The following is a 16,364-nucleotide window of genomic DNA, read 5'->3' on the forward strand; positions in this document are numbered from 1 at the left end:
CAACGAACACCGATTCGCCCGGTTGTCGTGCGGTAACGCCAGGCGCGACTCGGCTGTCCCCGTCGAGAGCGCACACGACCGACCGTGGTGATGGGGAGACAGGTCATCGGGCGAGCGTTGCGCCCGGGAGCACGCCAGTCGCCGAAGGGATCGACACGGAGTCGGCGTTACACGCTGTCGACGACTATCGCCGCGGCGGCGCTAACGTTTATTCGAGCGCCGGTCCAACGCCCCCACATGGTCGTTATCTCCGTTTTTGGTGGGCGCTGAACGTGCCGGGAGCCGTATTCTGGGCGCTCGTCGCTCTGGCGACGCTCACCAGTTTCGTCACGGCGTGGACCCTCGGCGCCAACAGCAACTCGCCGCCGTTCGCGCCAGCGATCGGTGCCAACGCCATCTCGACGATGCGGGCGGCCTTCCTCATCGGAATCCTCGCCGCGCTGGGGGCGTTGACACAGGGCGGAGCAATCTCCGAAACTGTCGGCGCAGGACTCGTCGACGGCGTCCAAATCACGTCGCTGGCGGCGACGGCCGGCCTGCTGACCGCCACCGGATTCATGGCTATCGGCGTCTACACCGGCTATCCGATCCCGGCGGCGTTCGCGACCACCGGGGCGATGGTCGGTGTCGGCCTCTCGCTCGGCGGCGACCCCGTCGTCGACACCTACCGCCGGATCGTGACCTTCTGGGCGCTCGTTCCCCCGGTCTCGGGCGGACTGGCCTACCTCACTGCGACGCTCCTCCGCCGCGACGACATCCCCGAGACGGTCGGCGTCCCGCTCCTGGCGGCCATCGTCGGCGGCATCGTCGCGAACGTCCAACTGTCGATCATCCCCACGCCGCCCGGCGTCGCCCAGAGTTCCGTCGCGGCGTTCCTCGCGCGACGGCTCCCCGCGCCGACCGTCGCGAACGTCGATCCCGTGGTCGCTCTGGTGACCCTCACCGCCGCCGCGGCGAGTTTCCAGTTCATCCGCCGACGAACCCAGCGGTCCGTCGAGGAGGGGATCCGCACGTTCCTCGTCATCCTCGGGAGCGTCGTCGCCTTCTCCAGCGGCGGGAGTCAGGTCGGGCTAGCGACCGGCCCCCTCGAAAACCTCTACGGAACCGAACTCGGCCTGCCCGGGATCGTCCTCCTCTTTCTCGGCGCGACCGGCATCCTCGCCGGCGCGTGGATGGGCGCCCCTCGACTCCTCCAGGCGACGTCGCGGGAGTACGCACAGCTGGGCATCAGGCGCTCCATCGCCGCGCTGGTCCCCGGATTCGTCATCGCCCAGGTGGCCATCGCGCTGGGCATCCCCATCTCGTTCAACAACATCATCATCTCGGGAGTCATCGGCGGCGGCCTCGCCGCCGGGTCGGCGGGCGTCTCGCGGAGAAAAATCGGCGTCACCGTCGCCTTCTGGCTCGTCACCCTCGTCACCTCGATCGCGGTCGGCTTCGGCCTCTACCGGGTTTTCGCCACGGTGCTCGGGGGTTAACGGACGACGGTTACCGTGACGGGCGCCTCGCCGACGACTTTCGTCGCCACGGTGCCGAGCAGGCGGCGGGCGAGACTTCCTCGCTCGCCCCCGTGGCCTCCCATCACGATGCGGTCGACGTCGGACTCGTCGACGTACTCGAGGATGGTCTCCGCGGGGTCGCCGGTCCCGACGGCCGTTTCGACCGTCCGGTCGAGTTCCGCGGCCCGGTCACGCGCACGGGCGACGAGTCGGTCGGCCCGGTCCCGGGCGCTCTCGCGGCGCTTCTCGCCGGCGCCGAGAACCCCACCCTCGCTCATCCCCGCGTCGAGCGGCGTCACCACGTTCAGGACCGTGATTCGGCATTCGAAGAGGTCGAGTGCTTCCGCGAGCGCCTCGTCGGCGAGCGGCGAGCCGTCGAGCGGGACGAGAACGTGTGACGGTGGCATGGGCAGTGGTGGAGGCGTGGATACATATGCCCCGTGGTCGGACGAACGAGAGTCACCCCGTGACGACGGAGGGTTCTTCCGTGACACGTCAGTAGCACGGAATCCAGCCCAATGTCCTCCACAGCCACCCCGACCGGTGACAGCGGATCGACACGGAGACGCGTTCTCGCGGGGCTCGGAACCATCGTCGCGGGCAGTCTCGGAGGATGCAGCGGCCGGCTACCCGGAACCGGGGTGGCGACGCTCGACGCCGAAACGACCGTCGAGCGCGACGAGGACCCGCGAGTTCTCTGGCGCTACCCCCCGCGGGACGGCGACGCCGAGGGGTTCGGCGCGTACTACGACCTGCGCGGCGACGTCCGCCGAGCAACCGTCGAACTCCGGAACGTCGACACACAGGGGACGATCACCGTTCCCGCCGTGTTCGCCCCACCGACGGACTCGCTTCCCGACCGGCTGCACTGCTCGTTCACGGTGCGGGCTTGGCGCCTCGGCGCGTTCGGGCAGACGGTGACACTCACCGACCGGGGGTCGCTTCCGCTAGAGACGGCGGAGTGAGAAACTGGGGAGTCCCGGACGAATACGTCGCTCGCGGTGTTGCTCGCGGCAGAATAGTCCCGGGCGGATTCGAACCGCGAAGACTCGAATCCTCTCGTCTTCTGGGTGTCGAATCCGCGTTGCGACTACCACTGCTCGCTGACGCTCGCAGAAAGTAGTCCCGGGCGGATTCGAACCGCCGTCCTGGGCTCCAAAGGCCCAGATGATTGGCCACTACACCACGGGACTTCACTCCGTTCGTCCCGCGAGACTCGGGGGCCTCCCCCTCACCACCACGGGACTTCACTCCGCTCGTCCCGCAAGACTCGGGGGCCTCCCCCTCACCACCACGGGACTTCACTCCGCTCGTCCCGCAAGACTCGGGGGCCTCCCCCTCACCACCACGGGACTTCACTCCGCTCGTCCCGCAAGACTCGGGGGACTCCCCCTCACCACCACGGGACTTCAGTCGACGTTCGGGGGGCGTCCCGTATAAATCCAGCCGTTCGCGTCCTCAGTTCGCCGGCCGTTCGCACTCGACTTCCAGTTCCCGGCAGGCGTCGGACTCGGCGTCGAAACAGTCCGGGCAGTTCGGGTTCCGGTTGATGATCGTGTCGAGGCGGTCGGCCACCGTGTCGTCGATGACGGCTTCGAGTTCGCGGGCTTCCCCCCGGAAGTCCTCGACGTCGAGGACGTTCGCGAGGAAGCGCTCGATGATGCAGTACGTCTGGAGCGCGTCGCGGGCGCGGACGATGCCTTCGTCGGTGAGACGAACTCCCTTGTACTTCTCGTGTTCGGCTAGCCCCCGACCTTCGAGTTTGCCGATCATCTCGTTCGCGCTCGCGGGGCTCACGTCGAGCATGTCCGCGAGCGCACCCGTCGCCGCCGGGCCGTCATCCATCTCCTGAATCAGGTAGATCGCCTTGAGATACTGGTCTGCCGTGTTCATCGCTAATCGCGTGTCTCCATGATCTTCGTTACCTCTTCGACGCCGTCGGCCTCGTCCGCTCGGATCGAGCGCAGGACGGCGAGCAGTCGGTCCCGGTCCACCGAGAACCGAGCGTCGCTGGCCTCGATTGCCGACACGAGGTCGTCGTAGAACTTGTACGCCGTCTCCTCGTTACAGAGCTGATCGTAGAGGACGCCGTCGAAGTCGTCGGGTTTGGTCTGGGCGTACTGCGCCTCGACGAGCGTCTCGATATCCTCGAACGGGATCGACTCCGCGTCGAGATCCGCGATCAACTCCTCGAGCCGTTCGCGGTGGGTGGCCGACTCCTCGGCGGCGTCGGCCAGGAGTGCCTCGATTTCGGGGTCGAGCGTCGCGTCGGCGCCGAGGGACTGGTAGTGGTGGTGTGCCCGTGCCTCGACGACCTCCTCGAGGACGAGCCCGATCTGGAGGAGGCGGGCGAGCTGGTGGTCGGAGCCGACCCGGTGGCTCACGCTCATGGGCGTGACTGCCACCTCGGGTCGGCGGCTGTGCGTGGAGCCGACACGGTCATACGACGTACTCGGGGAGAGGGGAACTTAAGAAGTTCCCTGCGGGCGCTTATTCGCGGAGCCGGGCCGCAATCTCCGATTCGAGATCCTCACGAAGTTCCTCGACCTCGATCTCTTCGAGGACGGGCACGAAGAAGCCCTCCACGAGCATGTTCCGGGCGTCCCGTTCGGGAATCGTCCGCGAAGTCAGGTAGAACAGATCCTCGCGGTCGACCTGTCCGACCGTCGCGGAGTGGGAGGCCTCGGTGTCGTGGTTGTTGATGATGAGCTTCGGCGAGGCGTCGGCCTCGCTGTCGTCGCTCAGCATGAGCGTGTTCTCGCGCTGGTAGGAGTTGGTGTCCCACGCGTCACGTCCCACGTCCTGGACGCCCTCGTACACCGAGCGGGCGGTGTCGTCGAGGACGCCGCGGGTGACGAGGTCGGCAGTCGTGTGCTCGGCTCGGTGCCAGACCCGCGCGTTCACGTCGAAGTGCTGGTCGTCGTGACCGAAGAACGCGCCGACGATTTTGCTCTCCGAACTGTCGCCGTTGAGCTCCGTCTCGATGTCCGAGCGGGTGAGACGGGAGCCGATGTTACCCTCGATCCAATCGATGGTCGAGTACACGTCCGCGTCGCCGCGCTTGAGCGTGACGTTGTACGTGTCCTCGTCGAGCGTCTGGAGCGAGCCGTACTGGACGTAGCTGTTCTCGCCGGCGTCGATTTCGACGAGGTTGCTGTAGTAGCGCTCGCCCTCGACGTCCGCGTCCCCGGAGTCGATCCGTTCGAGAATCGTCGCCGACGACGAGTCCTCGGTGACGACGAGGGTGTGACTGAACAGCGACCGGGAGTTCATCGTCGTCCGGATGGTCACGTCCTCGGCGTCGACACCCTCGGGGACGTAGATGAACGTCCCCGTGGTGAACAGCGCAACCGACAGCGCCGTCAGGTAGTTCGTCTCCGGCTCGATGACGGAGCCGAACTTGGCTTCGAGGAGGTTCGGATGCTCCTCTACCGCTTCGGTGAACGAGAGCACTTCGACGCCCTCGTCGGTGAGACGCTCGGTGTCGTCGGCCTGATTCAGGGGGTCGGCCAGCTCGCTGAAGTCGAGCTGGTCGAGATTCGTCCACCGGCGGCCGGGCGTCTGGATGACGTCGGGCATCTCCAGATCGTCCATCGCCTTGAGCGCCTTCAACCGCGTCTCTCGGAGCCAGTCCGGCTCGTCGCGGCTGTTGGCGATTTCGTGGACGGTCGCTTCCGAGAGGTCTGTTGGTATCTGCGTGCTCATGATTATCCGAGACTCCCCTCCATCTCGAGTTCGACGAGACGGTTGAGTTCGACCGCGTACTCGATCGGCAGTTCCTCCGTGATCGGCTCGATGAACCCCGACACGATCATCTGCTTGGCGTCGTCGTCGTCGAGACCGCGACTCTGGAGGTAGAACACGTCCTCGTCGCCGATCTTGCCGACGGTCGCCTCGTGGGCCACGTCCACCGTCGACTCGTTTATCTCCATGTACGGCATGGTGTCGGACGTCGACTCGTTGTCGAACATCAGCGCGTCACACTCGACCGACGTCGACGAGTTCGACGCCCCGTCCGCGATGTGAACCAGCCCCCGGTAGTTCGTCCGACCGCCGTCCTTGCTGATCGATTTCGACTCGATCGTCGACTTCGTGTTCGGCGCGTTGTGGTACACCTTCGCGCCCGTGTCGATGTTCTGGCCCTCGCCCGCGAAGGCGATGGTGATGTGGTTGTCGGAGGCGCCGCGACCTTTGAGCACCGTCGACGGGTACAGCATCGTCGCCTTCGATCCCATCGATCCCGAAATCCACTCCATGCGGCCGTCGCCCTCGACGAGCGCCCGCTTCGTGTTCAGGTTGTAGGTGTTTTTCGACCAGTTCTGCACCGTCGAGTACTGGACGTGAGCGCCGTCGCCGACGAACACTTCCACCCCGCCCGAGTGCAGGTTGAACGCCGAGTACTTCGGCGCCGAACAGCCCTCGATGTAGTGAACTTCCGAGCCCTCCTCGGCGATGATGAGCGTGTGCTCGAACTGGCCCATCCCCTCGGAGTTCATCCGGAAGTACGCCTGCACGGGCATCTCGACGACCGTATCCTCGGGCACGTAGACGAACGATCCCCCCGACCAGATCGCCCCGTGCAGCGCCGCGAACTTGTTGTCGCTCGGCGGCACGCATTTGGTCATGAAGTGCTCGCGAACGAGGTCCTCGTGTTCCCTGACGGCCTCGTCCATGTTACAGAAGACGACGCCTTTCTCCTCCCAGCGCTCCTGCATGTTCTGGTAGACGACTTCGGACTCGTACTGGGCGCCGACACCCGAGAGCGCGTTCTTCTCGGCCTCCGGGATGCCCAGCTTGTCGAAGGTGTCCTTGATGTCGTCGGGCAGGTCCGTCCAGTCGTCGACGCTCTCGCGGGTCTCGACGTCCGGACGGATGTACGGAATGATCTCGTTGACGTCGACTTCCGAGAGATCGGGCTGGCCCGGCCAGTCGGTCGGCATCGGCATCTCCTGGAACTGTTCGAGCGCCCGGAGCCGCCGCTTCAGCATCCACTCGGGTTCGCCCTTGTCCTCGGAGATGACACGAATCGTCTCCTCGGTCAGGCCCTTCTCCGCCTGGAAGGAGGAGCGCTCCTCCTTTTTGAACTCGAAGCGGGCTTCGGTATCCGTCTCTTTGAGGTGATCTTGATCTGAACTCATGATGTGGTGTTGTGGCTGCAGCCGTATTACGCTGTCTCGTAGACCTGCTCGCGAACCCAGTCGTAGCCCTCGTCCTCGAGCTTCTTGGCCAGGTCCGCACCGCCGCTCTCTGCGATCTTTCCGTCGATCATCACGTGGACGTGATCCGGCTCGACGTAGTCGAGGATGCGCTGGTAGTGAGTGATCTGGAGGATACCCGTCCCCTGCTCGTCGCGGAGGGCGTTGATCCCCTCGGAGACGTCCTGCAGGCGGTCGATGTCGAGCCCCGAGTCGATTTCGTCAAGCACCGCGACGGACGGTTCGAGGATTGCCGCCTGAAGCACCTCGTTCTGTTTCTTCTCTCCGCCGGAGAAGCCGGCGTTGAGATAGCGCTGGGCGAACTTCTCGTCCATGTCCAGCAGTTCCATCTTCTCTTTCAGAAGCTGCTGGAACTCGGCGACGCCGAGTTCGCCGTCGTCGACCTCGCCCTCCATCGGCGAAGTGTCGTAGCCCGCGTCCTCCTCTTCGGCCTCGGCCTCCTCGTCGTCCTCGAACAGTTCCTCGCGCTCCTCGGCCTTCGCGTTGAGCGCCTGTCGGAGGAAGTTCGTCATCGTGACGCCCTCGATTTCCGCCGGATACTGGAAACCGAGGAAGATGCCGAGCGCCGCGCGCTCGTTTGGTTCGAGGTCGAGCAGATCCCACTCGAGCTTCTCCGCGGGAACTTCCCCGTCGATGTCGGCGACGTCCTCGTCGTCGAGGACGAGTTTGATCTCGCCGTCGGTTACCTCGTAGGCCGGGTGGCCGGCGATTACCTTCGCCGTCGTCGACTTGCCCGAGCCGTTCGGTCCCATCAGAGCGTGAATCTCGCCCGACTTGACCTCCAGGTCGACGCCGCGAAGGATACTTTCGCCGTCCTCTTCTGCGACTTTCGCGTGAAGATTGTTGATCTGTAGTGTTGCCATTTCCCTACGGAACGACTGGGGTGTAACACGCATAATGCTTACGCATTCTCCCCCTTCGAATTCCGTCAGCGGAAACTATTGTTTTGGAATACTGAATGTGACTTTCAGAACTGGCCGAGTCCCGTCTGTCGCTGCCCGCTCTTGACCTCGCCCCACGAGAGACCGAGCGCCTCGATAACCCGGGCAATCGGCCCTTTGAGCGTCTTTTCGAGCATCTTGTCCCAGTCGATTTCGAAGGCATCAGGAATCTGGTCGGCGTACTCGAAGCAGATGACGTCCGGATTCCGCTTGAACTCGCCGTAGAGGGCGTCGGTCTGGGGGTCGAACCCCTCCTCCGCTTCCAGCCGGCGGAAAAAGTCCGGATGGACCTTCTTCAGATACAGCCGCTTGGGTTTGCTCCCCCGCTGGAAGTTGGTGCCGAGCAGGTGGTTGGCGTACTTCGCCCCCCGAACCTGTGCCGTGTCCGTGTCGTAGGCAGTCAGCCGTTTGCCGATCCCGCCGGGGATGCCCACGTCGTTTAAGTCGACGTTCCCCGCCTCGAAGTCCTCGATGACGTCGTGGACATACTCCTCGACGTCGTCGACGTCGTCGCCGGTGACGATCATCTCGATGACGCGGCGCTGGACCTCCTTGGTGATCGGAGCGATGTCCGAGCGCTTGTACTCGAAACCCGTGATGTCGATGTCGTCGACGTGTTTTCCCTCTTTCCAGACGATGTGGCCCGCGTAGCGTTTCTTCTTGCCGGCCTGGAAGAACCGCCGGTAGAGCTTCTCGAACTCGATCTGGAAGCGGTGCTCCGCCGCGTTCAGTTCCTCGCGAGCGAACGCGTCGTAGGATTCGTTGATTCGCTCTTCGAGTTCGAAACCCGTCTCGATGGCGCCGGCGATCTGTCGGAGATCGCTCTCGCTTGCGTCGGGATGGGCCTCGCGAATCTCCGCGGGCACGGTCTCGACCGCCGCCTCCGACCCGATCTCCAGCATGACGCTGTCGGTGTCACCGTAGGCCACCTCGTAGCCCACGTCGTTGGCGGCCGTCTGGGTGTGTTCGATGACGTCCCGGCCGGTCGCGGTGACGGCCGCGCCCATCTCCCGGTCGTAGAGGCGGAACCGATCCCACCCCAGAACACCGTAGAGGGAGTTCATGATGACCTTGACGGCCTGTTGCTGTCGGTCGTACTGTTCGTAGGCCTCGCTCTCGGGGTCGTTCTCGTTCCGTCGTGCCTTCTTTGCCTCGCGTTCCGTCAAGAGTTCGTCGACCATCTCCCGGATCACGCCGTCCGGTTCCTTCCGGAAGTGCGTCCCGTTGGGAGCGTGATAGGTGTCGCCGTCGTAGGTCTCCGGATCGACCTTCGTCTCCGGCGAGGCGTTGATCGTCACCATGCACATCGGATACAGCGACTTCAGGTCGAGGACGCTGACGTTCTCCTTGATCCCCGTGATGGGGTCGAAGACGGCGCCGCCCTCGTAGTCCTCGGCGTCGGCCCGGCCCTTCGACGGGAGGGCGAAATCACCGTGGACCTTGTGCAGGACGTACACGTCGACGGCGTCGCCGGGCGTCGGGGCGTCCTCCAGTTTACAGCCGACGAACGTTCGCACCTCGTCCCAGAAGGAGATGATATCGCGCTTGCGGTCGAGTTCCACACAGAGTTCCACGTCGCGGAGGTTGTACTCCAGAAGCCGCTGGGGGTCGTTCTCCCACAGGTCACCGATGTCGCCGGTGTACCGCTCTTTCCCCGCGCCGAGTTCCTGTTCGCCCACCGCGTCGAGGCGGTAGGACTCCAGTTCGGTGAACTGCGTGCGCTTGTAGGCGTAGAGCAGGTCGAAGACGACCCGGCCCTTGATCGTCGGGCCACCCCAGTCGCTGCGCCACACCTCGCCGATCCGCGAGAGGCGGTCGGGGTTCAGGTTCCGGTCGACGTCGGGACGCGAGCCGACCACCTCGAGCCGGTCAATCAGGTAGGGGGCGTCGAAGTCCTCGAAGTTCCAGCCCGTGAGCACGTCGGGGTCCGTCTCCTCGATGTACGCGAGGAAGGCGTCGAGCATCGCAGCCTCGGAGTCGAACGCGCGGACGTCGGCGCGGATGTCGCCGGAGAGGGCATCGTGATCCGACAGGTCGTCGGGAACCACCGCCTCACCCGCCGGCGCGTCGTACAGCCACGCGACGTACTCGTCGCGCCCGGAGTCGTGGCTGGTGAGACAGACGATGGGTTCCTCGCCCTCCTCGGGGAATCCCGAGCGGTCGTCCACCTCGATGTCGAAGGTGTTCACCCGGAGGTCGGTCGGGACGTCGACCGCGGTCAGTTCGTCGTGTGGCACCTGGATCGACCCACTCTCCAGTCGGCGGACGGGGACTCGAACGCCGCTCTCGATGTCCTTGTCGATCAGCAGGCGGTTGGGAAAGAGGATATCCGCCTCGTAGTGGTCGAACTCGTCCCGGATCTGGCCCACGTCCCGCGGCGTGCGCGTACAGATCTTCGTCAGGCCCTCGCCGCGGATGCTCTCGTAGCCCGTCTCGGTGCGCGTGATCACGTCACGATCCAGGTCGTCGTCGGAGAGACTCGCCGTCGGCGCGTAGAAGTACGGTTCGAATCCGAGGACACGGACGTGTTCGACGTCGCCGCCCGGCGTCCGGCCGAACACGTGGACGACGGGGTACTCGTCGGCGCCCTGTCCCTCGACCGAGTAGTCGATCTGGGTGACTGCGAGGTCGACCGTCCCGTCCGGATCGGGAAATTTCAACTCCGCCGTGTCGACCACCTCGGCGACCGACTGCCCGGCATCGCCCGCGACGGCGACGGCCTCCGCCTCGGGTCTGTCGGCGTCGTCAGTCCCCCAAGACCCGGTAAGCTCCGCCTGTTCCATACTGCTCGCTTCGGCGGTGGCCGGTAAAAACCCAACCACTCTCCCCCCGGAAAGGCTGCCACGACGGAAAGACATATACCATGTCATTTCATACCAAACTCCGTGACGATGTCCGACCACGTCGACGCAGGCCGGTGGGACAGTGCGGACGAACGCCGTCCGGATCACGACGGTATCGACACCGTCGAGGCGTACGAAGTCGAGGACGGGACGGTGCTCTACGACGCCGAGAACCCGCTCGCGTGGGTCGAATCGTCGGCTGCGATACCGATCCAGGATCTCGCCTGAGGACCGGTCGTCGGTGAGCCGTCCGCGGGTCGAGAACGCGACAGAGTCCTCGCCGACCCGTCGTAACGTCTGGAACTGTTCGGACACCCGGTCGACGGACTGCGTGCACCGAGTTACCGAGGCTACGACGGCCACGTGGTGACGCAACCGAACGCTTTTGCTACCACGTTCGCTCCGTGAGAGCGTGCCGGTCGACCCGTGGGACGACGACGCCGACGAGACCCCTGCCGAGCGGCGGGCGGCGAATCTCGGACCCGATCCACCGCAGGCGCCGACGCCGAACACCGATCCAAGCGACGTCGATCCCGAGGTTCAGAGTCTGTTCTGGCGGAGCGTCCTCATGGCCAACGTGGCACTGTTCTGTCTCACGTTCGCCCCGATGCTCATCTACTTCCGGGGCCAGTGGCGGCTCGGTGGCGGCATCGCCGCACTCGGCGTGGTCGCCGGCGTCCGTGTGTACCACCTGTATCGTACGTTCGAGCGCCGCGGCGACGACGACGGGCGCAACCCCTAACTCCCCGGCCGACCTCGCGCCGACCATGCGAACCGTCCGGGACGACGAAGGTGATCGCTACCTCCTCTTGAAGCGGTCGGCGGAGTCGAGTCTCGTCCGTGATCCGGAGACCGGAACCGAACGCTACGTACCGAACGCCGACCTGCGCGTGGACGACGAGGCGTCACCGCTGGTGACTGCCGCCGGCGCGGTGCCCGCGTCCGTCCGACGGGTCCTCACTGCGACGCCGAACGAGCGGGCGCTCGGCCTCCTCGTGGAACTCGTGGATCGCGGCCCGCTCGCCGTGCGAACGCTCCTCGACGCCTACGACCTCTGCGAGAGCGACCTGCACGGCCTGCTCGCGGAGTTCCGAGCAGCCGGCCTGCTCGCGGAGGCCCGGATCGCCGGCGAACGTGGGTACGAGGCGACCGAAACGACGTGCGAGGCGGTCGATCACCTGCGAGACGGCCCGGCACGGGAGGGAGACGAGGACATCCGGTAGTAGCACCGCCACCCCACCCTACTCCACTTCCGAGGAACACCGTCCACGCACTCGCGCCGGTCCGTGGACGGTGCAGTGATACTCGGGGCCGTTCCCCTCGTCGAAGTCACGGATCACGCTGCTGTCGGGTGGCGTACGTTAACCGAAGCGCCACTCACGGACCGTCGTGTTCTCGATGACGGCGACCGCCGACGGACAGGTTACCGACTGTCCCGTCTCACCGCCAGTACAGCCCGAAACGAGGCCCCTGACCGAGATTGCGGTCCAGAATCGGAGACGGACCGTGAGCGGTGAGTTCCTGCGTCTACTCCTCGGATAAAAAATCGAGTTTAGATCCAACCCGACGGGTGGTGTGGTCCCGTTCGTGTTAGTCGTCGGAACCGCCGACCGCGACCTCCGCCGGCCGCGACCGGGAGACCGTCGATCGGTTGGTTCGGGGGTCCTTCTCGACACGAACGAGGTCGTCGGCCGCACCCACGAGTTCCTCGTCGTGGCTGACGATCACGATCTGTGCCACCCCCATGTCGCGCATCTCCTCGACGAGATCCACCAGCCGAGAGACGTGGCCGGCGTCGAGGAAAACGGTCGGTTCGTCGAGAATGAGCGGCGGCATCGGCGCCGCGCCGTCGATGCCCTCCGCCAAGAGCCGGTAGATGGCACACCGCAGGCTGAGGTTGAACAGCGCCCGCTCACCGCCGGAGAGCTGCGTGGGGTCGAGTTCACTCCCGTCCTTCTGGACGACGGAAAGTTCGTACTCGCCGTCGAGTCGCAGGTGGGCGTAGGCGTCGTTGCCGTAGACCAGATCGAACGTCTCGTTCAGGAGTCGTTCGAGCGTCTCGACGTTCCGCTGGCGGAGTTCCGCCCGCAGGTCGCCGTACATGGCTTCGAGGCGCTCGGTCTCCGCGTGGAGGTCGTCGAGGGTCGCGACGCGGTCGGCGAGAGCGTCGCGCTCCGCCCGGAGGGCTTCGAGCGCCTCGATTTCGTTCCGGATGCCGCCGAGTTTCGCCTGCAGGTCGTCTCGCTTCTCCGCCAGCCGATCGAGTTCCGCCGCGACATCCGCCAGATACTCCTCGGCGTTTCGCTTGTTCTGCCGGGCCGCCTCGATGGCGTCCTCGTCGACCGCCTCCCGCAACTCGTCGCGGCGGTCCCGCTTCTCGGCCAGCCGTTCCCGCCGCTCGTCGTTCGTCTCCTCGATACGAGACACCTCTCCACGCAGCCGATCGATGTCGTCTTCGAGGTCCGCGATCCGGTCGAGTCGTTCCTCGACGGCGTCGACGCACTCGCGCGTCTCGGCGACGGTTTCCAGTTCGGCGGTTAGTTCCTCGACTCGCCGCTCCGCGTCGGCGGCCTCCTCGCGTTTCGTCGTCGCGACGTCCCGCGTCTCCGAGGCCTGCTCGCGGAGGTCGGTCGCCTCCGATTCGCGCTCGACGGCTTCCTCGCGGCGTTCGGTCGCCGCTTCGCGTTTCTCCGCCGCGCGGTCTTCGAGTCGCGCACGTTCGTCCTCGAGTTCGGCCAGCCGAGTCTCCGCCTCGACCAGCTCCGCGAGCGTCTCGATCCGGTCGTCGAGGTCCGTAGCCCGGTCGCGGGCCGCCTCCAGTTCGGCTGCCAGTTCCGCGACCCGTTCGCGATCCTCCTCGATCCGATCGGCGTGCGGGGAGTCCTCGACGGGCTGTCCACACTCCGGACATTTCCCGGCCGCCAGCAGCTCCTCCGCCTCGGCGACCCGCTCCGCCGCCGAGGTGTGTTTGGCGTCGAGTTCGGCGACCCGCTCGCGCGCCTCGCCGCGACGCTCGCGAAGGTCCTCCAGCCGGTCGGCTGCCTCGCCCCGGTCGACCGGGGCGTCGTCGAACCGTGCCGACAGGGTCGACGCCTCCGCGTCCAGTTCCTCGACGCGCGCCTCGTGGTCCGCAGCCGCTTCCTCGGCTGCCGTCGCCGCCTCGCGCAACTCGGCGGCCCGCTCCTCGGCCGTCTCGACCCGGTCGGTCAGGTCCGCCGCCTTCTCGGCGAGGTTCTCCGCCTGGTTCCGCAGCCCAGTCACGGAGGCCTTTGCCTCGGTGCGGGCCTCACGAACCGTCTCCTCGCGGTCGGTCAACTCCGCGCGGCGCTCCTCGACGGTCGCCGCCGTCGCCTCGTCGAGACCCGCCGCGTCGAGGCGGCCGTCGATCTCGCCTTCGAGGTCCGCCATCCGTTCGCGCGCGTCCTGGATCCGCTCCCGGATCTCCTCGCGTTCGGTCTCGGCCTCACGGATCGACGACTTCAGATCCGCGATATCGGTCTCGACCGCGTCGAGTTTCGAGCGCTTCTCCTCGTGTTCGTCGAGAATCGCCTCCGCTTCGCTTTTCGTCCGCTCGGCCTTCTCGCGCTGTTGTTCGTAGTTGTCGATCCGTGCGTTCACGTCGGCGAGGTCGCTCTCCAAGTCGTCGAGACGGGCGTAGAGGTTTCGCCCCTCCTTGGTCTCGATCTGTGATTCGACCTTGTTGAGTTCGCCCCGCTTCTCCGAGCGCACGTCCTCGACGCCGAGACGGGCGGCCGCGGCGCGCTCGCGGTACTCCTCCAGCCGACCCAGTTGCAGGAGGTCGTCGATCACGTCCTGTCGCTGGTCGGGCGACGCGTTGATCAACTGATTCACTTCCCCCTGACGGACGTAGGCGCAGTTGACGAACGCCTCGGCGTCCATGCGGAGCAGGTCGGCGACGAATCCGCGCACGTCCCGGGCACCCTCGACGGTCACGTCGGGGCCGTCGAGGGTACACTCCGTCGTCGAGGTTCGGTCGCCTGACTGCCGGAGCCGACGGTGGACGTGGTAGGCCGCCCCGTCGTGGGTGAACCACAGGTCGATTTCGGCCTCATCGGCGCCGTTGGTCACCACCTCGTCGAGTGTGCCGTCGAGCGCCGTCGACCCGTACAGGGCGAAGAAACACGCCTCCAGCAGCGACGACTTTCCGCTCCCGTTCAATCCGTGAATCACCGTCACGCCGTCGCGCAGAGCCAGATCGGCGTCGGCGTAGGGCCGGAAGTTCCGCAGGCGAATCCGATCGAACCTCACAGGAAGTCCCCCATGGAGACCTGATCGTCGGCCTCCCCGTCCCCGTTCTCGGGACCTCCGGTGTCGGCCGTCGCGTCGGCGTCCTCGGTGTCGGCCGTCGCGTCGGCGTCCTCGGTGTCGGCCGTCGCGTCGGCGTCCTCGGTGTCGGCCGTCGCGTCGGCGTCCTCGGTGTCGGCCGTCGCGTCGGCGACGAGGCTGGCGACCCGGTCGCGGACGTTCGAATCCGGCAGTGTCTCGTCGCGAACCGTCTCGTCGAGGCGTCGGCCGGTCGCGGAGAGCTCCATCTCCCGGACGCGTTCGCGGACGGCGGCGTCCGGATCACCGAACTCCACGTCCACGTCCGTCTCCGTCGCGTCGCCACCGACTGCCCGGTGGTCGGTGACCCGTGCGAGGAGGGCACCCTCCTCGACGGCGGCGTCCTCAACCGCCGCCGGGGTGACGGGGTCGCCGTCTCCGGTGATGGACACCACGGCCACCGCGTCGGCCAGGTCGTGTTGGCGCACCTGTTCGCGCACCCGGTCGACGCCCTCGTCCGGAGCGAGTTCCACGTCGACGAAGGCGAACGGGCGGGTGTCGAGCGAGCGACGGCGGATGTCGACCGTCGCGCCGCCGCCCGCGTCCGCGCCGAACTCGACGAGGTTGTAGCCGCGCGCGTCGCGTTCGTCGGCGCTGGCGCGCTCGGTCGATCCACAGTACGTCACCCACGTTCCGTCGACCTGCGCCCGGTCGGGGACGTGGTTGTCGCCCAGCAACATCGCGTCGAAGTCGACGTTCGAGGCCGACAGCACCGTCTCCGTGTCCCAGTCGGCGTGGGGGAAGGGCGTGAACAGGCCGTGAGCCACCAGCACCGCGGCGTCGGCGTCGTGTGGGACGAAGTCGTAGTCGAGTTCGTCGCGCCGGGATCGAGGCACATGATCGAGTCCGTAGAAGGCCGTGTCGCCGACGACGGTCGGTTCGTCGTCGAGGCGGGTCGCCAGGCCGAGATCCGAAAAGAGGTCGAGCCACTGGCTCCCGCGGGTCGCCTCGTGGTTCCCGACGACGGCGAGGAAGGGCACGTCGGCGGCCGCGAGGCGGCGGAGCGCGGAGAGCACGCCGAGGAGGTCGGGGAGGTCGGGACGGCGGTCGTGAAAGAGGTCGCCCGCGTGGACGACGGCGTCGACATCGGCGGCCACCGCGTCGTCGACCACCGCCTCGAACGCGTCGAGGAAGTCCTGCCGGCGCTCCGGCGAGTGATACTGGCGGTAGCCGACGTGGGTGTCGCCGGTGTGAATCACCCGTGTCATCGGGTCGGAGGTTGATCGCCAGCACTCAAAACCGTTCCGCGACCGGAGTGAAAGTGATCCGCCGCTACGTCCCGGCACCGCTCGATGGTGCCGAGCGCGCGTCGTCCCCGCCGGGCAGTCGCGGTGTCGCCGGCGCGGGCCGCCCGGTCGATGGCCCGGTCCAGCCTGTCGGGGCCGCCGTCCTCCACGAACGCCGCGAGGGCGCACACGTCGTCGAGCGCCGAGACGGCTTCGTCGACGGTGTCGGCCGGGTCGAGCGTCGTTTCCGTCGCCAGACGGCGGAGTGCCTCGCGTACTTCGTCGGTCACGTCGG

15 protein-coding genes and 1 tRNA gene are annotated in these 16,364 nt (G+C 66.5%); 5 read left to right on the forward strand and 11 right to left on the reverse strand.

Annotated features, from left to right (window positions below):
• Window positions 1–272 precede the first annotated feature (272 nt).
• Window positions 273–1,478, forward strand: coding sequence for an inorganic phosphate transporter (locus V8686_RS15880; protein WP_379706126.1), 1,206 nt, complete (start codon window positions 273–275; stop codon window positions 1,476–1,478).
• Here V8686_RS15880 and V8686_RS15885 read toward each other — a convergent pair.
• Complete coding sequence (locus tag V8686_RS15885; protein ID WP_379706129.1) at window positions 1,475–1,906, reverse strand: universal stress protein; 432 nt, start codon at window positions 1,904–1,906, stop codon at window positions 1,475–1,477. The genes V8686_RS15880 and V8686_RS15885 overlap by 4 nt on opposite strands.
• 111 nt (window positions 1,907–2,017) lie before the next feature.
• Here V8686_RS15885 and V8686_RS15890 point away from each other — a divergent pair, with 111 nt between their 5' ends.
• A complete protein-coding gene (locus tag V8686_RS15890) occupies window positions 2,018–2,464 on the forward strand; it encodes a hypothetical protein (RefSeq protein ID WP_379706133.1) in 447 nt (148 codons plus the stop codon).
• A 155-nt stretch (window positions 2,465–2,619) separates the two neighbouring features.
• Here V8686_RS15890 and V8686_RS15895 read toward each other — a convergent pair.
• The 7 genes from V8686_RS15895 to V8686_RS15925 all read right to left on the reverse strand — a co-directional run bounded on the left by V8686_RS15895 (window position 2,620) and on the right by V8686_RS15925 (window position 10,439).
• Window positions 2,620–2,692 (reverse strand) — tRNA-Gln (locus tag V8686_RS15895).
• A gap of 265 nt (window positions 2,693–2,957) precedes the next feature.
• On the reverse strand, window positions 2,958–3,392 hold the full coding sequence (locus V8686_RS15900; protein WP_379706135.1) for a metal-dependent transcriptional regulator: 435 nt from the start codon (window positions 3,390–3,392) through the stop codon (window positions 2,958–2,960).
• Window positions 3,393–3,394: 2 nt separating this feature from the next.
• Window positions 3,395–3,889: a ferritin family protein gene (locus V8686_RS15905; RefSeq protein ID WP_379706137.1), complete on the reverse strand. Its 495-nt coding sequence runs from the start codon at window positions 3,887–3,889 to the stop codon at window positions 3,395–3,397.
• Between the two features lie 100 nt (window positions 3,890–3,989).
• Window positions 3,990–5,204 carry a Fe-S cluster assembly protein SufD gene (gene sufD, locus V8686_RS15910; RefSeq protein ID WP_379706139.1) on the reverse strand — a complete coding sequence of 405 codons (1,215 nt, stop codon included), beginning with the start codon at window positions 5,202–5,204 and terminating at the stop codon, window positions 3,990–3,992.
• A 2-nt stretch (window positions 5,205–5,206) separates the two neighbouring features.
• The gene (gene sufB, locus V8686_RS15915; protein WP_379703356.1) at window positions 5,207–6,637 is read right to left on the reverse strand and encodes a Fe-S cluster assembly protein SufB; all 1,431 of its coding nucleotides are present in this window, start codon (window positions 6,635–6,637) and stop codon (window positions 5,207–5,209) included.
• A gap of 26 nt (window positions 6,638–6,663) precedes the next feature.
• A complete protein-coding gene (locus V8686_RS15920) occupies window positions 6,664–7,578 on the reverse strand; it encodes an ABC transporter ATP-binding protein (RefSeq protein ID WP_379706142.1) in 915 nt (304 codons plus the stop codon).
• Window positions 7,579–7,682: 104 nt separating this feature from the next.
• Window positions 7,683–10,439, reverse strand: coding sequence for a DNA-directed DNA polymerase (locus V8686_RS15925; protein WP_379706145.1), 2,757 nt, complete (start codon window positions 10,437–10,439; stop codon window positions 7,683–7,685).
• Between the two features lie 108 nt (window positions 10,440–10,547).
• Between V8686_RS15925 and V8686_RS15930 the strand changes: the two genes are divergently transcribed.
• From V8686_RS15930 to V8686_RS15940, 3 genes are all read left to right on the forward strand, one after another.
• A complete protein-coding gene (locus V8686_RS15930; protein ID WP_379706649.1) occupies window positions 10,548–10,727 on the forward strand; it encodes a DUF7331 family protein in 180 nt (59 codons plus the stop codon).
• Between the two features lie 184 nt (window positions 10,728–10,911).
• Entirely contained in the window at window positions 10,912–11,241 is a 330-nt protein-coding gene (locus V8686_RS15935; protein ID WP_379706148.1) for a DUF7322 domain-containing protein, read from the forward strand.
• A gap of 25 nt (window positions 11,242–11,266) precedes the next feature.
• Complete coding sequence (locus V8686_RS15940; protein ID WP_379706150.1) at window positions 11,267–11,722, forward strand: DUF7346 family protein; 456 nt, start codon at window positions 11,267–11,269, stop codon at window positions 11,720–11,722.
• 367 nt (window positions 11,723–12,089) lie between these two features.
• Here V8686_RS15940 and rad50 read toward each other — a convergent pair whose 3' ends face one another.
• From rad50 to V8686_RS15955, 3 genes are read right to left on the reverse strand one after another with little or no spacing between them, the layout of a single operon-like run.
• The gene (rad50, locus tag V8686_RS15945) at window positions 12,090–14,768 is read right to left on the reverse strand and encodes a DNA double-strand break repair ATPase Rad50 (RefSeq protein ID WP_379706152.1); all 2,679 of its coding nucleotides are present in this window, start codon (window positions 14,766–14,768) and stop codon (window positions 12,090–12,092) included.
• On the reverse strand, window positions 14,765–16,051 hold the full coding sequence (gene mre11 / locus V8686_RS15950) for a DNA double-strand break repair protein Mre11 (protein WP_379706154.1): 1,287 nt from the start codon (window positions 16,049–16,051) through the stop codon (window positions 14,765–14,767). The genes rad50 and mre11 overlap by 4 nt, the downstream gene beginning before the upstream one ends.
• Window positions 16,048–16,359 carry a hypothetical protein gene (locus tag V8686_RS15955; RefSeq protein WP_379706156.1) on the reverse strand — a complete coding sequence of 104 codons (312 nt, stop codon included), beginning with the start codon at window positions 16,357–16,359 and terminating at the stop codon, window positions 16,048–16,050. The genes mre11 and V8686_RS15955 overlap by 4 nt, the downstream gene beginning before the upstream one ends.
• Window positions 16,360–16,364 lie beyond the last annotated feature (5 nt).

Source organism: Haloplanus litoreus (genome assembly GCF_045690335.1).
Taxonomy (GTDB): Archaea; Halobacteriota; Halobacteria; order Halobacteriales; family Haloferacaceae; genus Haloplanus; species Haloplanus litoreus.

Bases quoted from the DNA above. Each gene is read 5' to 3' on its own strand.
- V8686_RS15885 (WP_379706129.1), bottom strand. From the start codon at position 1,906: ATGCCACCGTCACACGTTCTCGTCCCGCTCGACGGCTCGCCGCTCGCC.
- V8686_RS15890 (WP_379706133.1), top strand. From the start codon at position 2,018: ATGTCCTCCACAGCCACCCCGACCGGTGACAGCGGATCGACACGGAGA.
- V8686_RS15900 (WP_379706135.1), bottom strand. From the start codon at position 3,392: ATGAACACGGCAGACCAGTATCTCAAGGCGATCTACCTGATTCAGGAG.
- V8686_RS15905 (WP_379706137.1), bottom strand. From the start codon at position 3,889: ATGAGCGTGAGCCACCGGGTCGGCTCCGACCACCAGCTCGCCCGCCTC.
- sufD (WP_379706139.1), bottom strand. From the start codon at position 5,204: ATGAGCACGCAGATACCAACAGACCTCTCGGAAGCGACCGTCCACGAA.
- sufB (WP_379703356.1), bottom strand. From the start codon at position 6,637: ATGAGTTCAGATCAAGATCACCTCAAAGAGACGGATACCGAAGCCCGC.
- V8686_RS15920 (WP_379706142.1), bottom strand. From the start codon at position 7,578: ATGGCAACACTACAGATCAACAATCTTCACGCGAAAGTCGCAGAAGAG.
- V8686_RS15925 (WP_379706145.1), bottom strand. From the start codon at position 10,439: ATGGAACAGGCGGAGCTTACCGGGTCTTGGGGGACTGACGACGCCGAC.
- V8686_RS15930 (WP_379706649.1), top strand. From the start codon at position 10,548: ATGTCCGACCACGTCGACGCAGGCCGGTGGGACAGTGCGGACGAACGC.
- V8686_RS15940 (WP_379706150.1), top strand. From the start codon at position 11,267: ATGCGAACCGTCCGGGACGACGAAGGTGATCGCTACCTCCTCTTGAAG.
- mre11 (WP_379706154.1), bottom strand. From the start codon at position 16,051: ATGACACGGGTGATTCACACCGGCGACACCCACGTCGGCTACCGCCAG.